Here is a 19426-nt window from a genome sequence, read left to right as displayed (position 1 = left end):
AATGCAGTGGCAGGTCAGCGCCTGCGAAGCGAGATGATCGTCATAGAGTTCTAAGCATCTTAAGCAACCGACGTGCCAAGATGTTGCGCGAGAGTTCCTCAAAGAACACCGCGCCTATAGCCGCGATAGAGGAGTTTTACAGTTCGACTTGAGACATCGATGTCGTGAACCAGACACAGCTCAAACAACAACACCGACGAAAGGCGACGATCACCGAAACAAGCAATCGCCCGACGTTATCTCTGCTCGTCAGATTGGTCTCGTGGAGTTGACAGTGATCGTGAAGATGTCAAGCGCACGCCTGTACGGCACGCGCTTGGAACGCCTGCGTAGCGAGCAGCCGAGCGATGAGCAGATCGCCTTCGCCTTTGACGAGGTCGCCACCCGATCACCTTCGACACCGCATATTGCGGTGGCCGAGCGCCTGTGATTCAAGTTCCCAAATTGGCGTTTATCCGGCGAAGCGATATGGACCTTGCGGCTGAATCTCCTTGATCGCCGAGATTAGTTGCGAAGCGATCGCCTCAAGAATTGGCGAACAAAGTTCAAAGGACGGCCATGGCAGATCAGTCTATGTCCATTTCTTTGACCAAAATGACGACATAGGAACAATCCCCCACACTTGTGGGAACAAAGAAGAGTGGCCGTTGCGATCCCGTTCACGAGCGGATAGCACTCCAGCTGCATTGCGGTGCGGTTGCTGCAGCTGAATTTTCGACGTAAGTTTCTTTCAAAACAGGGGCTTGGACGAGGTCGGCGGTGCTGAGCTTCAGCCCAAGATCGAGCGCTCGACTGAGCAACAGCGAGTGCCCGCCGAGCGCGAAGAAGTGGTCGTCGCGTCCGACCCGCTCAACACCCAGAAGCTCGGCCCAGATCGTTGCCAGCGCGATTGCCGCCCGGCAGATAGCGCGCCAGATCGACGGTGCGGTACAGCCGCGCCCCAGGCTCAGTGCTGAATGGATCGGCCAAAAACCGCTCCGCCGTCAGATCGGGCCGGTTCAGGACACTTCCTAGAAGGACGAGCTTTCCGATCTTCGGGATTGGTCAGTGCAGGGGCTGGGTGAATCCAGCTTCCCATCATTTGCGGTTCTCGCGGTCGACAGTACCCATTGCGGCGGACACGATATCCTCAGGCGCCAATTGCACTATTGATCGTCCGCCGCGCTGCAATCGTATGGATCTCGATCTTGCGTGCCGTAAGCAGCTCGCGAGACAGGCTGTCGCAGAGGGTGGTCGCGAAAGGACTAGACGATCACCCACAGCATCTTCTTCCTGATGCGAAAAGACAGCACTGAGGTCGCCTACCCGTGACATTCTCTCCTTCAGCGCCCCTGATGGGTATCATCAGCACCACGGTATTGTTGCCCACCAGATCGCGTTCCAGGCAGACCTTTCTAAGATCCCCTTCTTACATCAGTGAAGCGTGCAGGTTGCACACGCAGTACTCGGGCTGGAAGTCAAAACCCTGGCGCGTCCCACAATGGACGGTAGCGAGCAGAACTTTCAAACTGATCACACCCGTGATGCTTCCTATCCAAGCCTTGCAAAATATTCCAACAGACAATTGTTTCTCATTGTCTGGACCGCGACGTATTACCCTGAGCTGCGCCGCGCAGAATCTGGGAAACGAGATGGTGAGGACGCAGCAGGCTGCATTAGGCGCCTCGAAATCGCAGAGCTAACGCAAGAACTCCTCCCAAGAATGGGAGATAGATTCCATTTATAGTTCGACTGCCGAAGCTCATTGGTTTTTCCAAGTTGACGATCTCCGCCTCAAACACCCCATTCTCGTCATTCGTCCTAACCATGACATCGTGAAACTCCAGGAACTCACCTGTTGCTGGCGCATATGCTTTGTATACGGCTTCCTGTATCGCAAAGATCAATTTTGGGCCGAAGCGACTGCTGGCCCATTCTCTGCGATGCATTTCCGCTGGAGTGCATATGATTGGCAAAAGGTCCGCTCCGAGCGGTTCTGTTTCTTCAATGTCTAATCCCAGAGCGAGCAGGTTGCTTGAGCGTCCAACAATAGCTCCGCAATTGCAGGAAGAATGAGAAATGCTCCCGACGATTCCCGGAAGCCAAAGCGGAGCCCGATCTGCTCTCGGCAAAATCGGGACAGAGGTAAGGCCCAGATGACGCAACGCTTCACGAGCGTGATGCCGTCCCCAGGCGAACTCACGCCGACGACGTGGCGAGACATTCCCCAACATCACAGATTCAGCAGGGTATAGGCGAGGAGCCGGATCACGTATTGGCCCGCCCGAAAAGCTGATGTCACGCAACAAAGCAGCGCAGATCGCAACCCCTGACATCGTGAGCGTTTGCATACTTATCGGGCCCTTGTTCTGGAGAGCTGAAGCTGCGACCTGACAAACCATTGCGGTAGTAACGGGCCACGGAGCTCTTATTCGGCGGTGGTTAGAGCTTTAGAGTTTTGTGTGGCAACTGGCCACAGGTGGAGCAACGGACGATCCGCGAGCTGGTCGGCGTTGCGTAGCCGATCGTCCGTTGCGGTGAGTGGCGTAGGCTGCAGGGGTTAGGTGGTTGAAGCAGAGTGAGGCCGTCTCATATTGTATCGGCGAATCCAATTGGCGATCTTGGCCCGGGCGTCATCCTGACCGAGGAACAAGGGCTCTTGAACAGTTCATCACGCATCCGGCCGTTGACGGTGAAGAGGGCCTCGCTCACTCGGAACTGACGATATACGAACCAGCTAACAGGAGCAATTCACGAATGTAAGCCGCGACAATTGGGCTGAATATTCCGAAGTAAGTATTTCATATCCGTACCATATATCGATCTTAGCGACCTACTCAGCCAAGTGTCCGGTCTACGGCTCGCGGCGCAGGAACGGGTGTTGTCCGAGTTCAAGCACATTCTGGGAAGAGTCGACGCCTACGTCAGCATCAGCTCGGAGAGCACCCGTTCCTTCTCACGTCCGACCCAGCGCACAGTCCACGAGATCAGATCCCGCGCGAGGGCATCGAAGGCCTTGTTGAACGCCCTTGCTGCCGGCCAGGCGGCGAGAGTTTCGATTGGCGCGTCGCGTCGAAAGATCCGAGCCGCCTGCAATTGGCGCCTATGGTCCAAGAGCTTCGCCGAAAGAGCGATGGTCGCACGCGCTTTGGCACCCTTCACAACTCGAATTGGCGAAGATCGAGCCGCAGGCGAGATGAACCCGAGTAACGTGCTAGCGCTGCAGCACGTACGTGCCGGGCGCATCGTCCAGAGGTTCGCTACCTCGTCCAGGTCCACCCGGTGTCGGTGGCGGAGCGGGCTCACCCGAATGGGTGTCCAGAAAAGCGACCCACTCGCGCCATCATGAGCCGTCGCGATTTGGCGGCACCTTCAGCCATCCGTCAGGCCCGACACAAGGTCCATGGGCTCTCTTGGTTAGGACCTGATACGAATGCCCCTCCTCATCCGGAGCGGCCACGATGCCGGCGTTGTGTCCACGGTTTGTGAGCACGAAGGTGACGTCGGCATCGGCGAGGAAATGCGTTTTGAACGTCGACCTTCAGGGCGCGACATGATCGCGCACCGTCCCCACAACGAAAATGGGCGCATGGATATCTGAAAGTGTGACTGGCTTGCCATCGACGAGATAACGTCCCGCTGCAAGGTCATTGTTGAGAAAGAGCTGCCGGAGATACTCCGAGTGCATGCGATAGGGCATCCGCGTCGCGTCTGCATTCCAGGCTATCAGATCGCTCAAAGGCTCACGCTCCCCGACCAGATAGTCGCGAACAGCGCGCGACCAGATCAGATCGTTCGAGCGAATGATTCGGAATGCAGCGGCCATTTGCGCGGACTCGAGCACGCCGCGCTGCCACATCATGTCTTCCAGGAATGACACCTGGCTTTCATTCATGAACAGCGTGAGTTCGCCAAGCCTCGGTGAAGTCGGTTTGTCCCGCGAGCAGCGTCACCGAGCGAAGACGATCGGGTTTCTCCTTGCCCAGCAGCGCTGGCCTCGATCGACAGCAGCGTTCGCCCAAGCAATAGCCGGTGGCGTGAATCGGCTGCCCGGGAACGATGCGGCCTATGGCTTCGATGGCCGCCTCGACGCCTAGGCGTCGATAGTCCTCAAGACCAAAATCCCGATGGTCCGGCGTCGGATTGCGGCACGAAATATGAAGACCGTAAAGCCGCTCTCGACCAGGAAACGAACCAGCGTTACGCGGCGACAGGTCGAGAATGTAGTACTTCATGATCCAGGCCGGAACGATCAGGATCGGCTCGGGCCGAACCGTGGCCGTCGTCGGAGAATATTGATTCCGCTCGATCAGCTCATTGCGATAGACGACCTTTCCTTTGGTAACGGCGACGTTCTTGCCGACCACAAAATTGTGGTCCGGTCGGTGGCCGGTCACCAGCGCCTTCCAATCCTCCAGCCAATTGTGCAGGCCGGCGACGAAGTTGCCGCCGCCGGTCTCTATGATCTTGCGCAGCACTTCCGGATTGGTCAGCGGGAAATTCGACGGCGCCAGCACGTCCAGGGATTGCCTGATCGCAAATTGCGGGACCGCCGCATGCGGCCGCGCCACGCCGCGGACATCAGATGTCGCGGATTTCCACCATTGCTGGCGGAGCAGGAACGCTTGTGCCAGCATGTTGAAGGCGGGTAGTTCCCAATCCGAATCAGAAAATCGACGATCGTTGGCCGCCGGCGCAATCATCGACCAACTCGGAAAGAACGGATGCGGGGCCGCCAGATGTTTCGAAAAACCGCAGGGCGTCGCGAACCGCCTCGCTTGCCAGGGCGAGTTGTTTGCTCGGCAAGCTCGCGAGATGAAGTTGCCAGTCGAAGAAGTGCAAGCGTAACCGCGGCGGGCGAGAGTCCACCGGTCCAGCGCGCGGCCATCGCATGAATCGGGCGATCCATCACCTCCAGTGCTGCGAGCGCCTTAGCCGGCGCCTGCTCAGGACGCGTGGTGACGTTCGAACTGGCTGGCAACGGCGCGGGAACATCCAGAACCGGTAGATCGCGCACTTCGACGGTCATGACAGGTTCCGCCATTGTGACACCTCTCCGGCAAGCAGGCTCGAATCGGCACTCAACTCATGTATTGGCCGCCATTGATCGAGAGCGTCGAGCCAGTGATGAAGCCGGCGTCATCGGCGGCCAGAAACACAACGGCGCGTGCGATTTCGTCCGGCCGACCGAGCCTGCCGACCGGAATTTGCGGCAGGATGGCGCTGGCCATAATTTCCGGTGAGACCGCATTAAGCATTTCGGTGTGGATATAGCCGGGACAAACCGCGTTGACGGTGATTCCCTTGCGGGCACTTTCGAGCGCCAGCGCGCGCGTGAAGCCAAGTTCACCCGCCTTTGCGGTGGCATAGTTCGTCTGGCCGAAACTGTCCCCTCTGGCCATTGATTGATGATATATTGATGATCCGGCCGAACTTGCGAGATCGCATGCCCTCGATCACGGCACGGCACATGTTGAACATCCCATTGAGATTGGTGCTGATCACGGCATCCCACTGCTCCCTCGTCATCTTGTGCAGGGCGCTGTCGCGGCCGATGCCGGCGCTGTTCACGAGAATGTCGATCGGCCCGATCACCGCCTCGACCTGTCTCACCCCGCCGATGCAGGCCGCGAAATCGCCGACATCCCACTGAAAAGGGGGTATCCCGGTTTCAGCCTGAAAGGCCTGGGCGGCCTCTGCGTTTCCGGAAAAAGTGACGGCGACGCGACAGCCGGCGGATTGGAGCGCCCGCGCGATTGCAGCTCCGATGCCCCGGATCCCGCCAGTAACCAACGCAACGCGCGCCATGCCTTGCCCCTTTTGACCGCCACTCTGTTGCAGACAACAGCAGAGGAGGACCGATGGCTTGTTGATCTGGCTCAACAAAGAGTGCGATGCCGCTGGCTATTAACGCGTGACCGCCCTCGTCCTCATCCGCGAGAGGTCGGCGCAAAATTGTAGGAACCACTATGCGCGCACACACCAGATCATGACCAGAGACGTCATCACGGTGATGCCTCACACTTCCATCACGGATGCCGCCAATATCATGCTGCGCTGCCAGGTAAGCGGCCTGCCCGTGATGGATGAGGACGGCACGCTCGAGGGAATCGTCTCCAAGAGCTATTTCCTTCGCCGCAGTGAGATCGGCACCGGATGCCGCCCGCCTGGCTTGAGTTCTTCACCGGCCCCGGCCGCGCCGCCATCGATTTCGTGCGCGAGCGCGGACGCGGCGTGGAAGACGTGACGTGATGACGCGCGACCCCATCACGATGAACGAGCAGGCCCCCCGCTGGATGAGCTTGTAAGTCTCATGGAGATGAAGGGGTAAAACGCCTTCCCGTGATCAGCGGCAAGTCGCTGGTGGCATCGTCACCCGCGCCAACATTCTTCAGGCTGTCGCCAGCTTGGCCAAGGAAATCCCGAATCCGACCGCTGACGACGAGCGCATCCACGACAGCATCATCCGTCAGATCGACGGAACGGATCGGCGTCCCACCGGCTTCCAGGTGGCGGTACGGAAGGGCGTTGTTCACCTGCACGGCCTCATCCTCGACGAGAACGTCCGAAAAGCGGCCGTCGTCCTTGCGGAGAACACCGCAGGCGTTAAGGAGGTTCGCCATCATCTTTCTTCCTTCGACAATTACTCGAGCTACTATGTGGAATCGCGCGCGGACATCAAGGCGGCCGGTTAAACGGGGAGCGCAGCGATGGCGGCACCGCCTCATGCTGATCCTGGCCGCGCCGATTGCAGCGCTCCTGATCCCTCGAAACTCCTTGAATTTCGGCCTGGTGCAGACTTTTGTCGCAATTCTGTAGGTCGTGGGTTACTGCTTCAGGCAGCGCTCTGGAGCAAACACCGCTTCGATCAGCAGCCCTGAAATGCAGGTAGCGAGAAATGGCCGCCGGCAACCGCCACCGAGGCGTCCGATCCAGACGCCGGTGCTCAGGATCGCGTTATTCTCGCGCACGCTTTATCCGAATCCGATCGACCTCCCAAGCGAAGAGCCGGAATGCGAACGTGCCGCGATCTTCCAACGATCGAGGTCGAATTGATCCGGCGATTGGCTTTTTTTGCTTGTGGTAGCGCGCTTGTTTGGGGGGCACTGCATTTCCTGTGTCGTTCCGCTGCAGTGGGCCGATGAAGCTCCATCATCCTTGCGTCTGCAGGGCGCATTCGTTCTTACCGCGGCCACCTGGATATCCGGAGCTTGTTCACTGCTGTCCGCGGGGGCTTGCCGTCAGCTATCGCTTTCATCCAACTTGCATCAATCCAGGCTAGGGCTGCCGCGCAAATCAGTTTGCAGCCCCACATTCAATTGCCAACGCTGCTGCCGCTTAGATTTCAAATGAGATTGTCGCGAATCGCCTTCACGATGGCCTTGGTGCGGCTCGTCGTCCCCAGCTTGCGCATCACGTTCTTAAGATGAAAATTGACTGTATTCTCGCTGATCTGCAGTATCTTCCCAATTTCCCACGACGATTTTCCTTCTGCAACCCAGCGCAGGCAGTCTTTTTCGCGCTCGGATAGGACCACTTTCCCGTTGCAGCTGCTATCCGAGGGCGGCTCGATCTCCCCAAACGCGACGTGAAAGTGCCAAGCCAGCGCCTTGAGGTGGCTCATGCGATACTGCGGATCGGCGTCGTCGAAAGGTGATGCAAAGGATACCACCGATATTCGGCCCAATGCTCCAAACAATGGCACGCTCATACCATGCTTCAGACCCGCCTCTCTGGCCTCGTCTAATACGCGCTGCTCGCTGGACTGCAGTTGATAGTGTTTGGCGAGTTCGTCCCACAGAAACGGCCCAGGGCGCGTTGGTGTCCGCCGGACCACCGGGTCGATGACATGATAGTTGCGTTCAAAATAGTGATGGCACCAGTCAGCCGGGAAGTTCACGGTTACTGCGGGTGGCAGATATTCCGGTAGACGAGGCGGTTCCGCGAAGGTGAGTGCTCCGTAAGCGACTTCACTGAAGCCCTCCTCGCTCGCACAGCTCACAAGAAGATCGAACAGCGATTTAGTAGAGCGCGTTCGCTGAGCGCATTCGACGAAGCCGAATAAATCCATCTGGCGCCTCACAAGGCCCGCGAAGACGCGGTATTGCGCCGTTCGATTGAGCGTGTTTAGGCAGACTCGAGTTTATTTCCGCCCAGGGAAGCCCTTGCCCGGGGAGCCTTCATTCAGCCTGAGCATTCGGGCGCTGCGGCAAACGCCGTTCCCGAATTCGTTGACCTGTCGCATCAGGCGCTCAGAAGGGACAGGGTCAACCCGAACCCGCGAGTCCGCCGGTCAGCAACGGAGATATTACGTGCACCTACACGCGAACAGGACACCATAACTCTCGGCGGTTGGCTCCATCTGATGTCGGCCGGCGGCCTCGCCGACGACGCGGTAGTCGCCGCATTCGACGCAGCCCTCTCGGGTGATCTCCACATCGCGCTCTGCCTTATCCTAACACCGCACGGGGGCCGGCCTTCACGAGCAACAACCGTTGCGGCCGCGGCATTGGGCGAGCGCACCCCGACAAGGAGACGAGCGAGATCGATGGGAACGCCGTTATAGATTGGCTTCTCCTCGAGCCGATGTGAGGGTTCGATATTCATGAGTCAGTCTCCGTAGTTGGTGTCCACGATAGGAGCGCAACGCTTCAGCCTTCTGCTTATCAATGGTCTCTTTCGAAACGCGGTGCCAAGTTTTCTGGATGATGCGGAGTGCTAGCCATTATGCCGACGCCGGCGGCAGACGGGATGAGCGACCGCAGGCTCGGGGCGGCGCCGTAAAGAACTGCGCGGCATCAGGAGCCCCATCATGATGACGGCGAACCCGCCGTCGATCTGATAGCCAGGCTGCAGCACGCCTCACGTCGTAAGAAGATCGTGTGAGTTGATGACGATCCCCCCTCTGCTTGGAGTTGCCCGTGGCCACATGTCGCACATGACCCTGGGCGAAATAGGAGACGTGCTTGGTCCAGGCGGTATCGTGCATGCGGCCGTCCACAGGTTCTGGGCACCTGGGATGAGAATAGCAATCCTCGTACCAGTCGCAGCGCTTCCGAAAATCTGACGTGAAGACAAGCGATGAGAGAATTTGCGATCCAATGACCGATGTTCGGCGATCGGCGCAAATGCGACATACGTGGGAAACGCGACATCCGCAGTACCCGCGAAAGTGCCCGACGAATAATTCCGTCGTCAGCGACCACGAATACGAACCGCCGGTCCACGGCGTTGGCTCGTTCGAGCCCGATCTACATCGTCGCTCGCTTCTAATCCTGTCTAGCAGGCAGCGGGATTACCAAGTCTCCGTTCGGCGGCTCACAACACCAAATCAGCTATCTCGCGGTGAGAAGCGCGCAATTCTTGTTCAAATTCCGACAGCGGCACAAAGCCCGTCGGGTTCAAAACATTGGTCGGCGTGGAGTGCCGTCGAGTATTCATGCGCAATCAGGCGCTTAGCGCGCGCAGACGATGCTGGCACGGAGGTTGCTACTAAGGTGCAGCAATACTGAACGGGTGCTGCGTGCACACAGACGCGAGATGAGCGGTGCTCTCCTTCCTTGCTGCTCCTGAGAGGAAGAACTTGTTGCTTGTGATTTCGTGCGTCGTCGCGCTTGGCGCGGCGGCACCGACATTCGCGGCGGATCTCGCTCGGCAGGCGGTCTACCCCAAGGCACCACTTCCATCGGTCGCGGCCGCGATCAGAGATCAGCTAGCGAAAAAAAGTCGCGCAACTTTTGGCAATAGTTTTGGAGAGTAACATGGCGCTGGGCTTAGAATCTCCAGCTCCTCCGATCAAGGTGGAGAACTGGCTGCGTGGCCAGCCCCTCACGAGCTTTCAGCCCGGGAAAGTGTACATCGTCGAATTTTGGGCGACTTGGTGCGCACCGTGTGTGGCGGCGCTGTCCGATCTGGTACAGCTGCAAGAGAAATACAGAGATAGCGGAGTTGAGGTTGTCGGAATAGCAGCTCTTGAACGCGCTCAAACAGCGGACAAGGCCCGAAGCAAGTTGGACGCATGGTTGACCGAAAAGTTGCCGAACCTCAACTACAGGATCGGGTTCGACTACATAGGCGAAATGGACAAGCTTTGGATGGATCCCAGCTTTTCTGTCGGGATTCCCACCTCGTTCGTCGTCGACCGTGACGGCCACATCGCTTTTATCGGTTTTCCGGCGAAACTTGCTGACGTTTTGCCCAAGATTCTGAGCGGCAGCTGGCGCACCAGCGATGAAGCGAAAGCCCGCGATGCTGAGCGGATCTCCGAAGGCAAACGCACAAAGCCGATCTTCGCCAAACTGACGCCGGCGATGAAGGCGCAGGATTGGGCGAAGGCGGTTTCAGTGCTCGAAGAAGCCGTCGCTGTTCTTCCCGATGACGTGAACTTCCGCGTGCTCCACGCGGATCTGTTGCTTCACAAAATGCACGACTTGCAGGCCGGCCTGCCGGTGATGCGCCAATTGGTTCGTGATGCGATCAACAAAAAATCCGAGGTGTGGATGGCCGGGGCGATGCGCCAGCTCTTTGATCCGGCGAATGACAATTCTCACTTGCCGCAGGCCGAGCGCTTTGCGATGGGCAAGGAGTTATCCGAACACATTCTGGCAGTGAATCCTCCACAACGCGGCGAGGGCCCTAGGTTCCTGTCCTATGGGGCGGTCGCTCAGTACTATTACGAGAGCGGTAACAAGGATCGCGCGATCGAGTTGGTCGAGGTGACGCTGAAGTCGCTGGACGGCCCCGCACCTATCCCGGACAAGCTGAAACAGCAGGTTATGTCGGCATTGGTCCAAACGCTGGCCAACTACAAGGGTGAGAAGGCCTGCTACGGGTCAGTTTGTGCCACTCCGCAACCCGGCTTTGCCAAAGTACCAAGGCGCAGGCGCCGGAGGAGAAAACATGAAAAAGGGTGACGATCGGAGTTGCCGACTGGCCAATTCGTCCATTTATCCGGCGGGCGGCGGCAACTAACGATAAGGAGCACAGCGGTGCATCGTTTGCGGCACGTTGGAGATTCGGATTGCGATGATCTCAGTCCGGATCGAGGCGGAGGTGATCTTCGAGGTGAAGTTGCGCCGCGATCCCATAATGCAAAGCCTCTGACGGTCATATGCTGAACACGTCTTCATCGAAATGCAGCTTTGCGTATAGCCATGGCGGCGGCCGGAACGAGCCACGGTTCTGCAGACGGGCAAAGATAAGTGACATCGATACCGCATACCTGGCTCACACAAGCTCTCGAACAGATCGCGCAAGGCTGGCCGATGTGGAAAATGGATGCTCTCAGCTGGAGAGTCCGCAAAGCGTGAGCCGCTTCAGCTAAACGCTTACGTAAAGAGTGGGTGAAATGGGTAGAAGATTTCGGCCGCAGCCCGCAGAATCCGGGCATTTCTTGTGTCCCTCGGACGGCGCGTTGGGCACATCGCGTCTGGATCGAAGGGCTTTACACCGCGTGCGGCACAACCCCCCGGCGCCATGACCAGTCAAGATGACAAACGAGCCGCAGCCATCGGCCTTGTTCTTCCGTTTGTGTTGGAGCACTGGCTGAAGCAGCCAGTCCGTGCCACGATCATCCTCGTCGGCTTCTTAGGGGCGACAGTCGCCGACCTGTTCATGCCCGTCTATTCCGGCCGTCTGGTGGATGCATTGACGTCGGACCCCTCCGATCAGGCGGCGCGACATGCCGCCTTGATTGCGTTCGTTGCTACCCTCGCGCTTGGCCTGCTCTCGATCATATTGCGGCTTACGGGCTTGCAGGCGATCGTGCCGTTCACGCTGAGGACCATGTCGGATGTGGCGCGTGAGGCCTTCATGCGCGTGCAGCGGTTCTCAACCCACTGGCACGCCAACTCGTTTGCCGGCTCGACCGTGCGCACGATCACCCGCGGCATGTGGGCGCTCGACCTGCTCAACCACACGATCCTGATGGCATTGTTGCCGTCGCTCGTGGTACTCGTAGGCTCGACGATCCTGCTCGGCCTGCATTGGCCCGTGCTCGGCGGTGTGGTCGGTCTCGGCGCAGTGATCTATGTCGCCATGACGACGGCATTCACGATCGGCTACATCGCGCCGGCGGCGCGCGTCTCCAACGCCTGGGACAGCAAAGTCAGTGGTACGCTTGCGGACTCACTCACCTGCAATTCTGTGGTGAAATCCTTCGGCGCAGAGGCGCGTGAGGATGCGCGGCTTGGCAGTGTCCTCAGACGCTGGCGGGCGCGGGTGCAGCGCACCTGGTTGCGCTCCAACGGCACGAGCGCGGTGCAGCTCGTAATGCTCTTGTGCTTTCGCGCTTCGGTGATCGGCGGGGCTGTCCTGCTCTGGATAGCGGGGCGCGCCTCGCCGGGCGATGTCACCTATGTGTTGTCGAGCTATTACATCATCCACGCCTATTTGCGCGATGTCGGGATGCACATCAACAACCTGCAGCGCTCGGCGAACGACATGGAGGAACTGGTCACCATCCATGGCGAGCCCATCGGCATTGTCGACGCCGCGGACGCCAAGCCGATCGACATTCACGATGGAAGGATCACGTTCGAGGACATCACCTTCCTCTATGGCAGGGATCGCGCGCCGCTCTACGACCGATTGTCGATCAACATCCGCGCCGGAGAGCGGATCGGTCTGGTCGGCCGCTCCGGCTCCGGTAAGACCACATTCGTGAAGCTGGTTCAGCGGCTCTATGAAGTCTCCGGCGGGCGAATCCTGATCGACAGCCAGGACGTTGCGAAAGCCACGCAGCAGTCGCTGCGCAGCCAGATCGCGATCGTGGAGCAGGAGCCCATCCTGTTTCATCGCTCGCTGGCTGAGAACATCGCCTATGGCCGGCCGGGCGCCAGCATGGCGGCGATCGAGCAGGCGGCGAAGCTCGCCAATGCGCACGACTTCATCATACGATTCCCAAAGGGTTACGGCACACTGGTGGGTGAGCGCGGCATAAACCTGTCGGGCGGCGAGCGGCAGCGCGTCGCGCTGGCGCGTGCGTTCCTTGCCGATGCTCCGATCTTAATCCTGGACGAGGCGACCTCGAGCCTGGATTCGGAATCGGAGGCGCTGATCCAAGAGGCGATGGAACGGCTGATGAAGGGCCGCACCTCGATCGTGATTGCGCACCGGCTATCGACGGTGCGCGGCCTCGAGCGCATCCTGGTGTTCGATCGCGGCGAGATCGTCGAGCAGGGCACCCATGCCGCGCTGACCACGCAACCCGGCGGCATCTATCGCAGCCTGTTCGAGCGGCAGGCCGTCGAGTTTGGTCAGCTCTCGGGGCCAGGCCAGACCAAAGCACGCTTGCCAGCATCTCCGCAGTTTTAGCGTGATTTACCTTGGCTGCAGGAAGCGACTGAAACAGATCTGACCGAGCAGCCGCGTGCACATTTCGGCCGTTCACAGGCGATCGGCCAGGCGTATGACACTAAGGTGCAGAGCGGTTGGCATTAAGCATCCAAAATACGAGGTCGCAGCAGTGCATGCGGAGCCCGTCTGGCTCGACCTTGATGCCTCCGTCGACAGGACCATCGCGCTGATCGAGGAAGCCGCCTCAAAAGGCGCCAAGTCGATTGCATTCCCGGAAGCCTTTCTCCACCGGCTATCCCTGGTACATGTGGCTGGACTCGCGGCCCTGGGCAATCGGGCGCGGCTTTGTGCTGCGCTATTTCGACAACTCGCTCGGGGATCGCACCACGCTGGAAGTAATTCATGCCGAGGTTCAGGCCATGCTTGATGGACGTGAACATGAGCTGATAGTCCCCCTTTTGCAGCTGGTGACGGAGCCGCGCGTGGGCGTTGATGCAAAGGCGCATGAAGAGTTCTTCCGGTCGTGGCTCGCAGATATCGATGAGCCGACCCTGCCGTTCGGCTTAAGCGAGGTCCGCGGCGAAGGCTACAGGGTTCATGAGGCGCATCGGAGGCTGCCGCAGGCGCTCAACGCGCGATTGCGCAGCCAGGCGCGGCGGCTTGGGGTGAGCCTGGCGAGCCTGTGCCACCTGGCGTGGGGGCAGGTGGTGGCGCGCAGCAGCGGCCGCGAGCAGGTGGTGTTCGGCAAGGTGCTGTTCGGCCCCGTGGATGGCGGGGCGGGTGGCGACCGCACCATGGGCCTGCTCATCAACACGCTGCCGCTGCGGCTTGATCTTGACGAGACCGCCGTCGAGGCGAGCCTGCGCATCACACACGTCCGGCTGGCCGCGCTGCTGGCGCACGAGCAGGCCCCGCTGGCACTGGCGCAACGCTGCAGCGGCGTTGCGGCCCCGGCGCCGCTGTTCAGTTCACTGTTAAGCTACCGCCACAACACGCCACCGGTCGTCTCCGCAGTCGATGAGGTCCTGTCGGGCCTTGAATGGCTCGGCGGCGAGGAGCGCACCAAGTATCCCCTTACATTGGCGGTGGAGGATTTTGGCGAGGCGCTCGGGTTGACGGCGAGGGTGGTCGCGGTCATCTCTCCGGATCGGGTCTGCGGCTATATGCAGCGGGCACTCGAGCGGCTGGCTGATGCGCTAGAGCATGCGCCCAATACGCCGGTGCGAGAGACCTGGACATCATGCCGCCTGAAGAGCGCGCGTACCTCTTCGAGGAGCTGAACCGGACGGCGGCACCTTATCCGTCAGAGCAGTGTATCAATCAGCTGTTCGAGGCGCAGGTGCGGAACGCGCCGGACGCAGTGGCGGTGCTCCATGCCGACGAGCGCTTAAGCTATGGCGAGCTCAATGGGCGAACTGCCTGGCGCATCATCTGATCGCGCTCGGGGTGAAGCCGGATCAGCCGGTCGCGATCTGCCTTCAACCCAGTGTGGCGATGGTGGTGGGGGTGCTCGCGATCCTTAAGGCAGGGGCCGCCTATCTGCCGCTCGATCCGGCCTATCCGTCCGCTCAGCTGCGGCAGGTTGTTGAGGTTGCAGCGCCGCAGCTACTGCTGGCCGATTCCGGTCCTCTTGTGGCAGATGCGGACGCCGACGTTGTTTTGATTGGCGGCGGATATACTGGGCTCTCTTCGGCCATTCACCTTGCGGAGGCCGGCATACGCGTCGGCTTGCTCGAGGCATCCGAAATTGGATTCGGTTGTTCCGGGCGTAACGTCGGTCTGGTCAATGCAGGTATGTGGGTCATGCCCGACACGCTCGCAGATACACTTGGCTCTCCGTTCGGGGAGCGGCTGATCGAACTGCTCGGTCGTGGACCGCAAAAGGTTTTCGAGCTCATCGAAAAGCACGGCATTGAATGCCAAGTTGAGCGCGCGGGCACCTGCATTGCGCCATCGGGCGCAAGGATCTGCAGGAAATCCAGATGCGTGCCGAACAATGACAGAAGCGCGGTGCTCCCAGAACCGCCGAACCCTCGATCAACTCAGTGAAGGGAGCAACTGCGGCCGCATCGGCCGCTTCGCTGTTCATCAGGTAACGCAGTACATCCTCCTCGAAATACACGTCGCCTTCGAGAAGAAAGCAGTCTCCCGAAAGAAGCACCTCACGCGCAAGCCATAGGGAATAGGCGCTACCAGTACGGTCGAACAGGGGCGAATCGACGTAGTTGATTTTGAGCTCGCCAAAACGGCTGCCGCAGGCATATTGAATGGCATCCCTTCCGGAAACCGACGACGATCGTCACCTCCTCCACGCCGACGGATTGCAGATTGTGCGGAGCGTTGTGAAGGATCGGAGTGTCGTTGACCGTGACCAGCGGCTTCGGGCAGATATTGGTCAGAGGACGGAGGCGGGAGCCCAACCCAGCTGCGAGAATGATGGCGTTCTTGGGAGCAGTGGCAATCATTTTACTTCTTTCCATCCTCGCGGGAGTTCCTGTCCCGCCGTCCCAATTGCCGACGAATCGATGAGCAGCTCCTGTTATCGCTTGTGGTTGCCGCAGCTGCCGGCGTGCTTGAAAAGCGAGCTACGGCTGAAAGAGCCGGATCATGGTCCTCGCTGGCCGGTCTCCGAACGATAAATGAGCCCATGCCTGTGCGTCGACATCTAGCCATAGGCGTGGGTGAGCAGACCGATCCAACACGGCAGGATTGCATCGTGCGAGCGTGTAAGTTCTGTTGCGGCATTGACAACATTCCCATCATAGAAATGGCAAACGGATGCTCCGCTCAGGATGGCAGCAGAGCCAATCGGGCAGGCGCTTGTATGCGGCAGTCGCTCGAAGGCGAGTATCTGGTTACCGGGATGAGATGCTATCGCTGCAGCTAGGGGGACGGAGATATTGCGCTTCCGCAAGGGCAAGCTCATCGTACCTCAACAAGTCGAACACCTCGTCAAGAGTCGCGATATCTTTCTCAATGCCGGCAATGCCTTCCTCTGCGATAATGCGGTCGCAGACATGCCGCATTGCCGCTATTACAGCCCGCATGGAGTGGTTGGCCCAGATCACTGTAGAGATGCGGGCATCCCGATATTTAGAGGCCGGTGTTCGATAGTATTTCGTTGGAACGATCACGACAGGTAGGCAGTTCCCCCAAGCGCTCGCGAACGAGAGGATCTCGTCCGCCGTGCTCTTACGCGAGTGAATGAGGATCGTGTCGGCTCCCGAGGCAGCGTAAGCGCTAGCGCGTAAAAGTGCCTCTTCCATTCCGTGGCCGGCGATCAGTGCTTCGATCCGCGCCACGAGCACCAAGTCGTCGGCGACTGCATCTTTCACCGCCCGCAGGCGGCCGCAGAATTCATCGATGTCGGCCAGCGGATGCCGATTGCCAACAAAAGAGTCCATCTTCGGAAAACAGCTGTCCTTGATCGCTACGCCAGCAGCGCAGCGCTGGCGGAGTTTACGTGCCAAGAGGCGTGCATTGTTGAAATTCCCAAAGCCGCCATCGCGGTCAACGAGCACAGGCAGCTCGGTCGAGCCCACAATGCGCTCGACCATCTCGACGATTTGGGTCCATGACGCTTCGTTGGCATCGCGGTAGCCGAGAGAGCAGGCAATTGACAGGCCGGACGCCCACAAGCCCTTAAAGCCCGCGCGCTTGGCGATCGTGCCGGAGAGGGCATCATGGGCTTCCATGAGAAAGGTGAGGTCGGGCTTGCCGCATATCTCAGTGCGCAGCATCTCCGCAAGTGAGTAGTCAGCCGCTCGACTGGGGCCGTTGGCGACAAAGGATTGTGACTGCTCTTGCATGCCGCTCCTTGCAGGGGCGTTCGATCGGCGTGACATTCAGCGGGTGCTTCACCTAGCTCGTGATCAGGGCAAGGCGCAACGGGGTCACCGCAGCTCAGTGCTTACGTGACATGCTTGCGTCATTCCGATCAAATACTAGCGCTGGTAGTTGACGGGATTGCCAACTAAAGACACTATAGCGAAGCGGTGGCATTGTGCGCTAAGACTTACAATCACAAGATTAGTGGAAACTAGCAGCACACGCGTTCGATGCTCGACAAGCTCATCGAATCGGATCTCCTTCTGCTCGACATTCCGAGTACGATTGGACAATCTCGATTTCTCGTGATGAGAGCCAGCGTCCATGGCGAACCGGACGATCGTTTTCGGTAGCCGTGAACGGTGCGGCCTCTCAGCTGCGTTACTCGCGCCGTGGATGAGGGCGGGCAAGGCAAATACTCGGCGCGGTTCGTCTTGATCTATGCCGCCCCGTGTCGCGGCTGCCGCAAACGTGGGTCTTCTGTCAGTCCTCGCCATCGCGCCAACCAGTTCCCGCAGGACAAAAACTGATACTCCGATCAGTTTTCTGTCCAGCCGCGTCTACCGGCGGTGCCTGATGTCCCACCCACTTCTAAAGTCGTTGCCCTCGTATGGAAACTGATACCGCCGATCGCCTCCATGGGAGCTAAGGCTTATGCGCTCGTTCATCTCCAACTTTCTGACCGTGAGGGCCGGCTTATCCACCCGCTGGCGCCATGAACACTGTCGTCCTAGCGCAAACCCTCGCGGATCGCCATGCCGCCGATCATCGGGTTCATAGTGCAGCTCGCCCGGACCATGTCGCTTGCGCTGCCTATAATTCGAGAAAAGACGCCTTGATCGATCTTACGCGCAGATTGTCATAGGCGTGGTCAGTCCGCTCTCTGTCAACAAAAGTCAGGCAACGTATGCGTCAGCGGCTTCTCGCTGACGCTACTTCGCCGGCGAGCCGCCGAGGAAAAACGCCTTGATCTCGTCGCGGTTAGCGCAATTCGGTCGGACGCGCTGGATAGCGCGCTCTCAAGAACGACCGCACGGTCGGAGCTCGACCGTTCGACCACTGTTCAACTACCAGGATCTAGAGGTCTAGAGGCCCAGTTTCGTGTTGAGTAGATTTCCGGCGACTCTGTCCTCAATGATAGCTGCTATGGTGTTAGCGACAAACCAGCCTCTTCAAAGCTGTGAGCCGGAGTTCTGTGTTCTTCAGCGCCCCACTGCACGGGGCAGTGCTGGGTTAACGGAGTCGATCATGACCCCAACCCGCCTCACTATCGAGGGGTCGTCCGGCAGCCGATTTTCAAGGATCGTCAATATTCTCTACGGATCGGCCGTGGATATCGCTTTCTTCATCATTATTCTATCTGTTGTCGCCTTCGTAAGCGGCCTGGTCGTGCCGAAGACGATCGACACGGGCTCGCAGACGTGCATCCAATCGCTTGCCGCAGAGGGGTCGGATGGCGCCGTTTGCCATGCGACACAGCGTCATCGCGGGCAAGCGCTACAAAGATTGCTGGAGACAATATCTGCCGAAGTGCATTGAACGAAGTACTTATGCGATGCGAGCGTCTGCCTTAAGCTGCTCATCTGGTAGTGACACCCGGCAGGCCGCGGAAGAGATTCGCGCGGTGACAGCTGCGACAGTCTCATCGTGGGCTGGATGATCGTGTTCATAAGCACGTCCCGATCGATGATTTCCACTTGTTCCGACTACATCAAGTCACACCCGATCTCGGAAGCCGCGCATACCTGCGCCGCTACATCACATATTTGTGCATCATCCGTTTTATTCGGCTTTATCATCGCATTCTGAGCCCCGCCCCTCATGACCATCGGGTATCCGTTATTCTCAGCCGTGATCACCGCTTACATTTTGTCGGCATCCTCCGATTCATCAAGCAGCCTTCGGCGGCCAATGCTCCTCGTGTGCGTTTGTGACACGTTGGTAGAGCTTCTCGCGACGGCCGCGGCCCGAGATGGAACGCCACAGTGATCCGCGAGGGCGGCTGAGGTCATCCGCGAGGCGTAGTTTCTTAAGGTCGCGCGCGAATGGTTGGACTGAGTGCACTGCAAATGTAGGGGAATCGCATATGGCCTTAGAGGGGTATTGCATAGCGGTGCGAATTGGATTCTTCGGGTGTTTTCCGATTCCCGAAGGAGACCAAGGTGCGCAATCTCAGGCGCATGTTTCCACCGCTCAAGGATCCGCGTGCCAGCAACGCCCAACACAGTCTGGTGGACATCCTCGTCATCGCCTTGGCGGCGACGCTGGCCGGCGCCAAGATCTGCACCGAGTTCGAGTTCTTCGGCAAAGGCCGAGAGGAGCT

At 59.1% G+C, this 19426-nt stretch carries 15 protein-coding genes and 6 pseudogenes; 12 read left to right on the top strand and 9 right to left on the bottom strand.

From position 1 onward, the window contains the following. Positions 1 to 274 precede the first annotated feature (274 nt). Positions 275 to 430: a hypothetical protein gene (locus I6F35_RS29770; protein ID WP_225121211.1), complete on the top strand. Its 156-nt coding sequence runs from the start codon at positions 275 to 277 to the stop codon at positions 428 to 430. 229 nt (positions 431 to 659) lie between these two features. Here I6F35_RS29770 and I6F35_RS40290 read toward each other — a convergent pair whose 3' ends face one another. The 6 genes and pseudogenes from I6F35_RS40290 to phbB form a co-directional block, all read right to left on the bottom strand. Then, positions 660 to 875: a phosphopantetheine-binding protein gene (locus I6F35_RS40290; RefSeq protein ID WP_346283217.1), complete on the bottom strand. Its 216-nt coding sequence runs from the start codon at positions 873 to 875 to the stop codon at positions 660 to 662. Positions 876 to 2429: 1554 nt separating this feature from the next. Beyond that, positions 2430 to 2673 (bottom strand): annotated as a pseudogene (locus I6F35_RS29755) (integrase core domain-containing protein); the annotation flags it as partial. Between the two features lie 847 nt (positions 2674 to 3520). Continuing rightward, complete coding sequence (locus I6F35_RS40600) at positions 3521 to 3874, bottom strand: hypothetical protein (protein WP_346283213.1); 354 nt, start codon at positions 3872 to 3874, stop codon at positions 3521 to 3523. Further along, positions 3867 to 4682: a hypothetical protein gene (locus I6F35_RS40595; RefSeq protein WP_346283212.1), complete on the bottom strand. Its 816-nt coding sequence runs from the start codon at positions 4680 to 4682 to the stop codon at positions 3867 to 3869. Before I6F35_RS40595 ends, I6F35_RS40600 begins: the two co-directional genes overlap by 8 nt. Further along, positions 4679 to 5008 carry a poly-beta-hydroxybutyrate polymerase N-terminal domain-containing protein gene (locus I6F35_RS40590; protein ID WP_346283211.1) on the bottom strand — a complete coding sequence of 110 codons (330 nt, stop codon included), beginning with the start codon at positions 5006 to 5008 and terminating at the stop codon, positions 4679 to 4681. Before I6F35_RS40590 ends, I6F35_RS40595 begins: the two co-directional genes overlap by 4 nt. A 52-nt stretch (positions 5009 to 5060) precedes the next feature. Then, a pseudogene (phbB, locus tag I6F35_RS29745) lies at positions 5061 to 5787 on the bottom strand (acetoacetyl-CoA reductase). A gap of 106 nt (positions 5788 to 5893) precedes the next feature. On the opposite strand from phbB, the gene I6F35_RS29740 reads away from it, so the two are divergent. After that, positions 5894 to 6226, top strand: a complete 333-nt coding sequence (locus I6F35_RS29740; protein ID WP_225121210.1) for a CBS domain-containing protein — start codon at positions 5894 to 5896, stop codon at positions 6224 to 6226. Positions 6227 to 6386: 160 nt separating this feature from the next. Then, entirely contained in the window at positions 6387 to 6674 is a 288-nt protein-coding gene (locus I6F35_RS29735) for a BON domain-containing protein (protein ID WP_225121209.1), read from the top strand. 650 nt (positions 6675 to 7324) lie between these two features. On the opposite strand, the gene I6F35_RS29730 is transcribed toward I6F35_RS29735, so the two are convergent. After that, positions 7325 to 8050, bottom strand: coding sequence for a LuxR family transcriptional regulator (locus I6F35_RS29730; protein WP_225121208.1), 726 nt, complete (start codon positions 8048 to 8050; stop codon positions 7325 to 7327). A 1690-nt stretch (positions 8051 to 9740) separates the two neighbouring features. Here I6F35_RS29730 and I6F35_RS29725 point away from each other — a divergent pair. From I6F35_RS29725 to I6F35_RS39975, 7 genes and pseudogenes are all read left to right on the top strand, one after another. Continuing rightward, the gene (locus tag I6F35_RS29725) at positions 9741 to 10892 is read left to right on the top strand and encodes a TlpA disulfide reductase family protein (protein ID WP_225121207.1); all 1152 of its coding nucleotides are present in this window, start codon (positions 9741 to 9743) and stop codon (positions 10890 to 10892) included. Between the two features lie 562 nt (positions 10893 to 11454). Continuing rightward, entirely contained in the window at positions 11455 to 13293 is a 1839-nt protein-coding gene (locus I6F35_RS29720) for an ABC transporter ATP-binding protein (RefSeq protein WP_225121206.1), read from the top strand. A gap of 94 nt (positions 13294 to 13387) precedes the next feature. After that, positions 13388 to 13649: pseudogene (locus tag I6F35_RS29715) on the top strand (nitrilase-related carbon-nitrogen hydrolase); the annotation flags it as partial. A 45-nt stretch (positions 13650 to 13694) separates the two neighbouring features. Then, on the top strand, positions 13695 to 14555 hold the full coding sequence (locus I6F35_RS29710; protein ID WP_225121253.1) for a condensation domain-containing protein: 861 nt from the start codon (positions 13695 to 13697) through the stop codon (positions 14553 to 14555). Continuing rightward, entirely contained in the window at positions 14516 to 14710 is a 195-nt protein-coding gene (locus tag I6F35_RS29705) for a hypothetical protein (RefSeq protein ID WP_225121262.1), read from the top strand. Before I6F35_RS29710 ends, I6F35_RS29705 begins: the two co-directional genes overlap by 40 nt. 11 nt (positions 14711 to 14721) lie before the next feature. Then, positions 14722 to 14838: pseudogene (locus I6F35_RS39980) on the top strand (AMP-binding protein); the annotation flags it as partial. A 45-nt stretch (positions 14839 to 14883) separates the two neighbouring features. Continuing rightward, positions 14884 to 15272, top strand: a pseudogene (locus I6F35_RS39975) (FAD-binding oxidoreductase); the annotation flags it as partial. A 20-nt stretch (positions 15273 to 15292) separates the two neighbouring features. Here the strand turns inward: I6F35_RS39975 and I6F35_RS29695 are convergent. Beyond that, positions 15293 to 15740, bottom strand: a pseudogene (locus I6F35_RS29695) (sugar phosphate nucleotidyltransferase); the annotation flags it as partial. A 390-nt stretch (positions 15741 to 16130) separates the two neighbouring features. Then, positions 16131 to 17015, bottom strand: a complete 885-nt coding sequence (locus I6F35_RS29690) for an isocitrate lyase/phosphoenolpyruvate mutase family protein (protein WP_225121251.1) — start codon at positions 17013 to 17015, stop codon at positions 16131 to 16133. A gap of 1336 nt (positions 17016 to 18351) precedes the next feature. Here I6F35_RS29690 and I6F35_RS29685 point away from each other — a divergent pair. Further along, the gene (locus tag I6F35_RS29685) at positions 18352 to 18642 is read left to right on the top strand and encodes a hypothetical protein (protein WP_225121205.1); all 291 of its coding nucleotides are present in this window, start codon (positions 18352 to 18354) and stop codon (positions 18640 to 18642) included. 641 nt (positions 18643 to 19283) lie between these two features. Continuing rightward, positions 19284 to 19426: transposase family protein (locus I6F35_RS29680; RefSeq protein ID WP_225121250.1), on the top strand; the 143-nt coding region annotated here is incomplete at its 3' end.

This window comes from Bradyrhizobium sp. BRP22 (assembly GCF_020194175.1).
GTDB lineage: Bacteria > Pseudomonadota > Alphaproteobacteria > Rhizobiales > Xanthobacteraceae > Bradyrhizobium.
The sequence above is the reverse complement of the archived record's forward strand: the minus strand, read 5'-3'. Positions and strand labels throughout refer to the sequence as shown.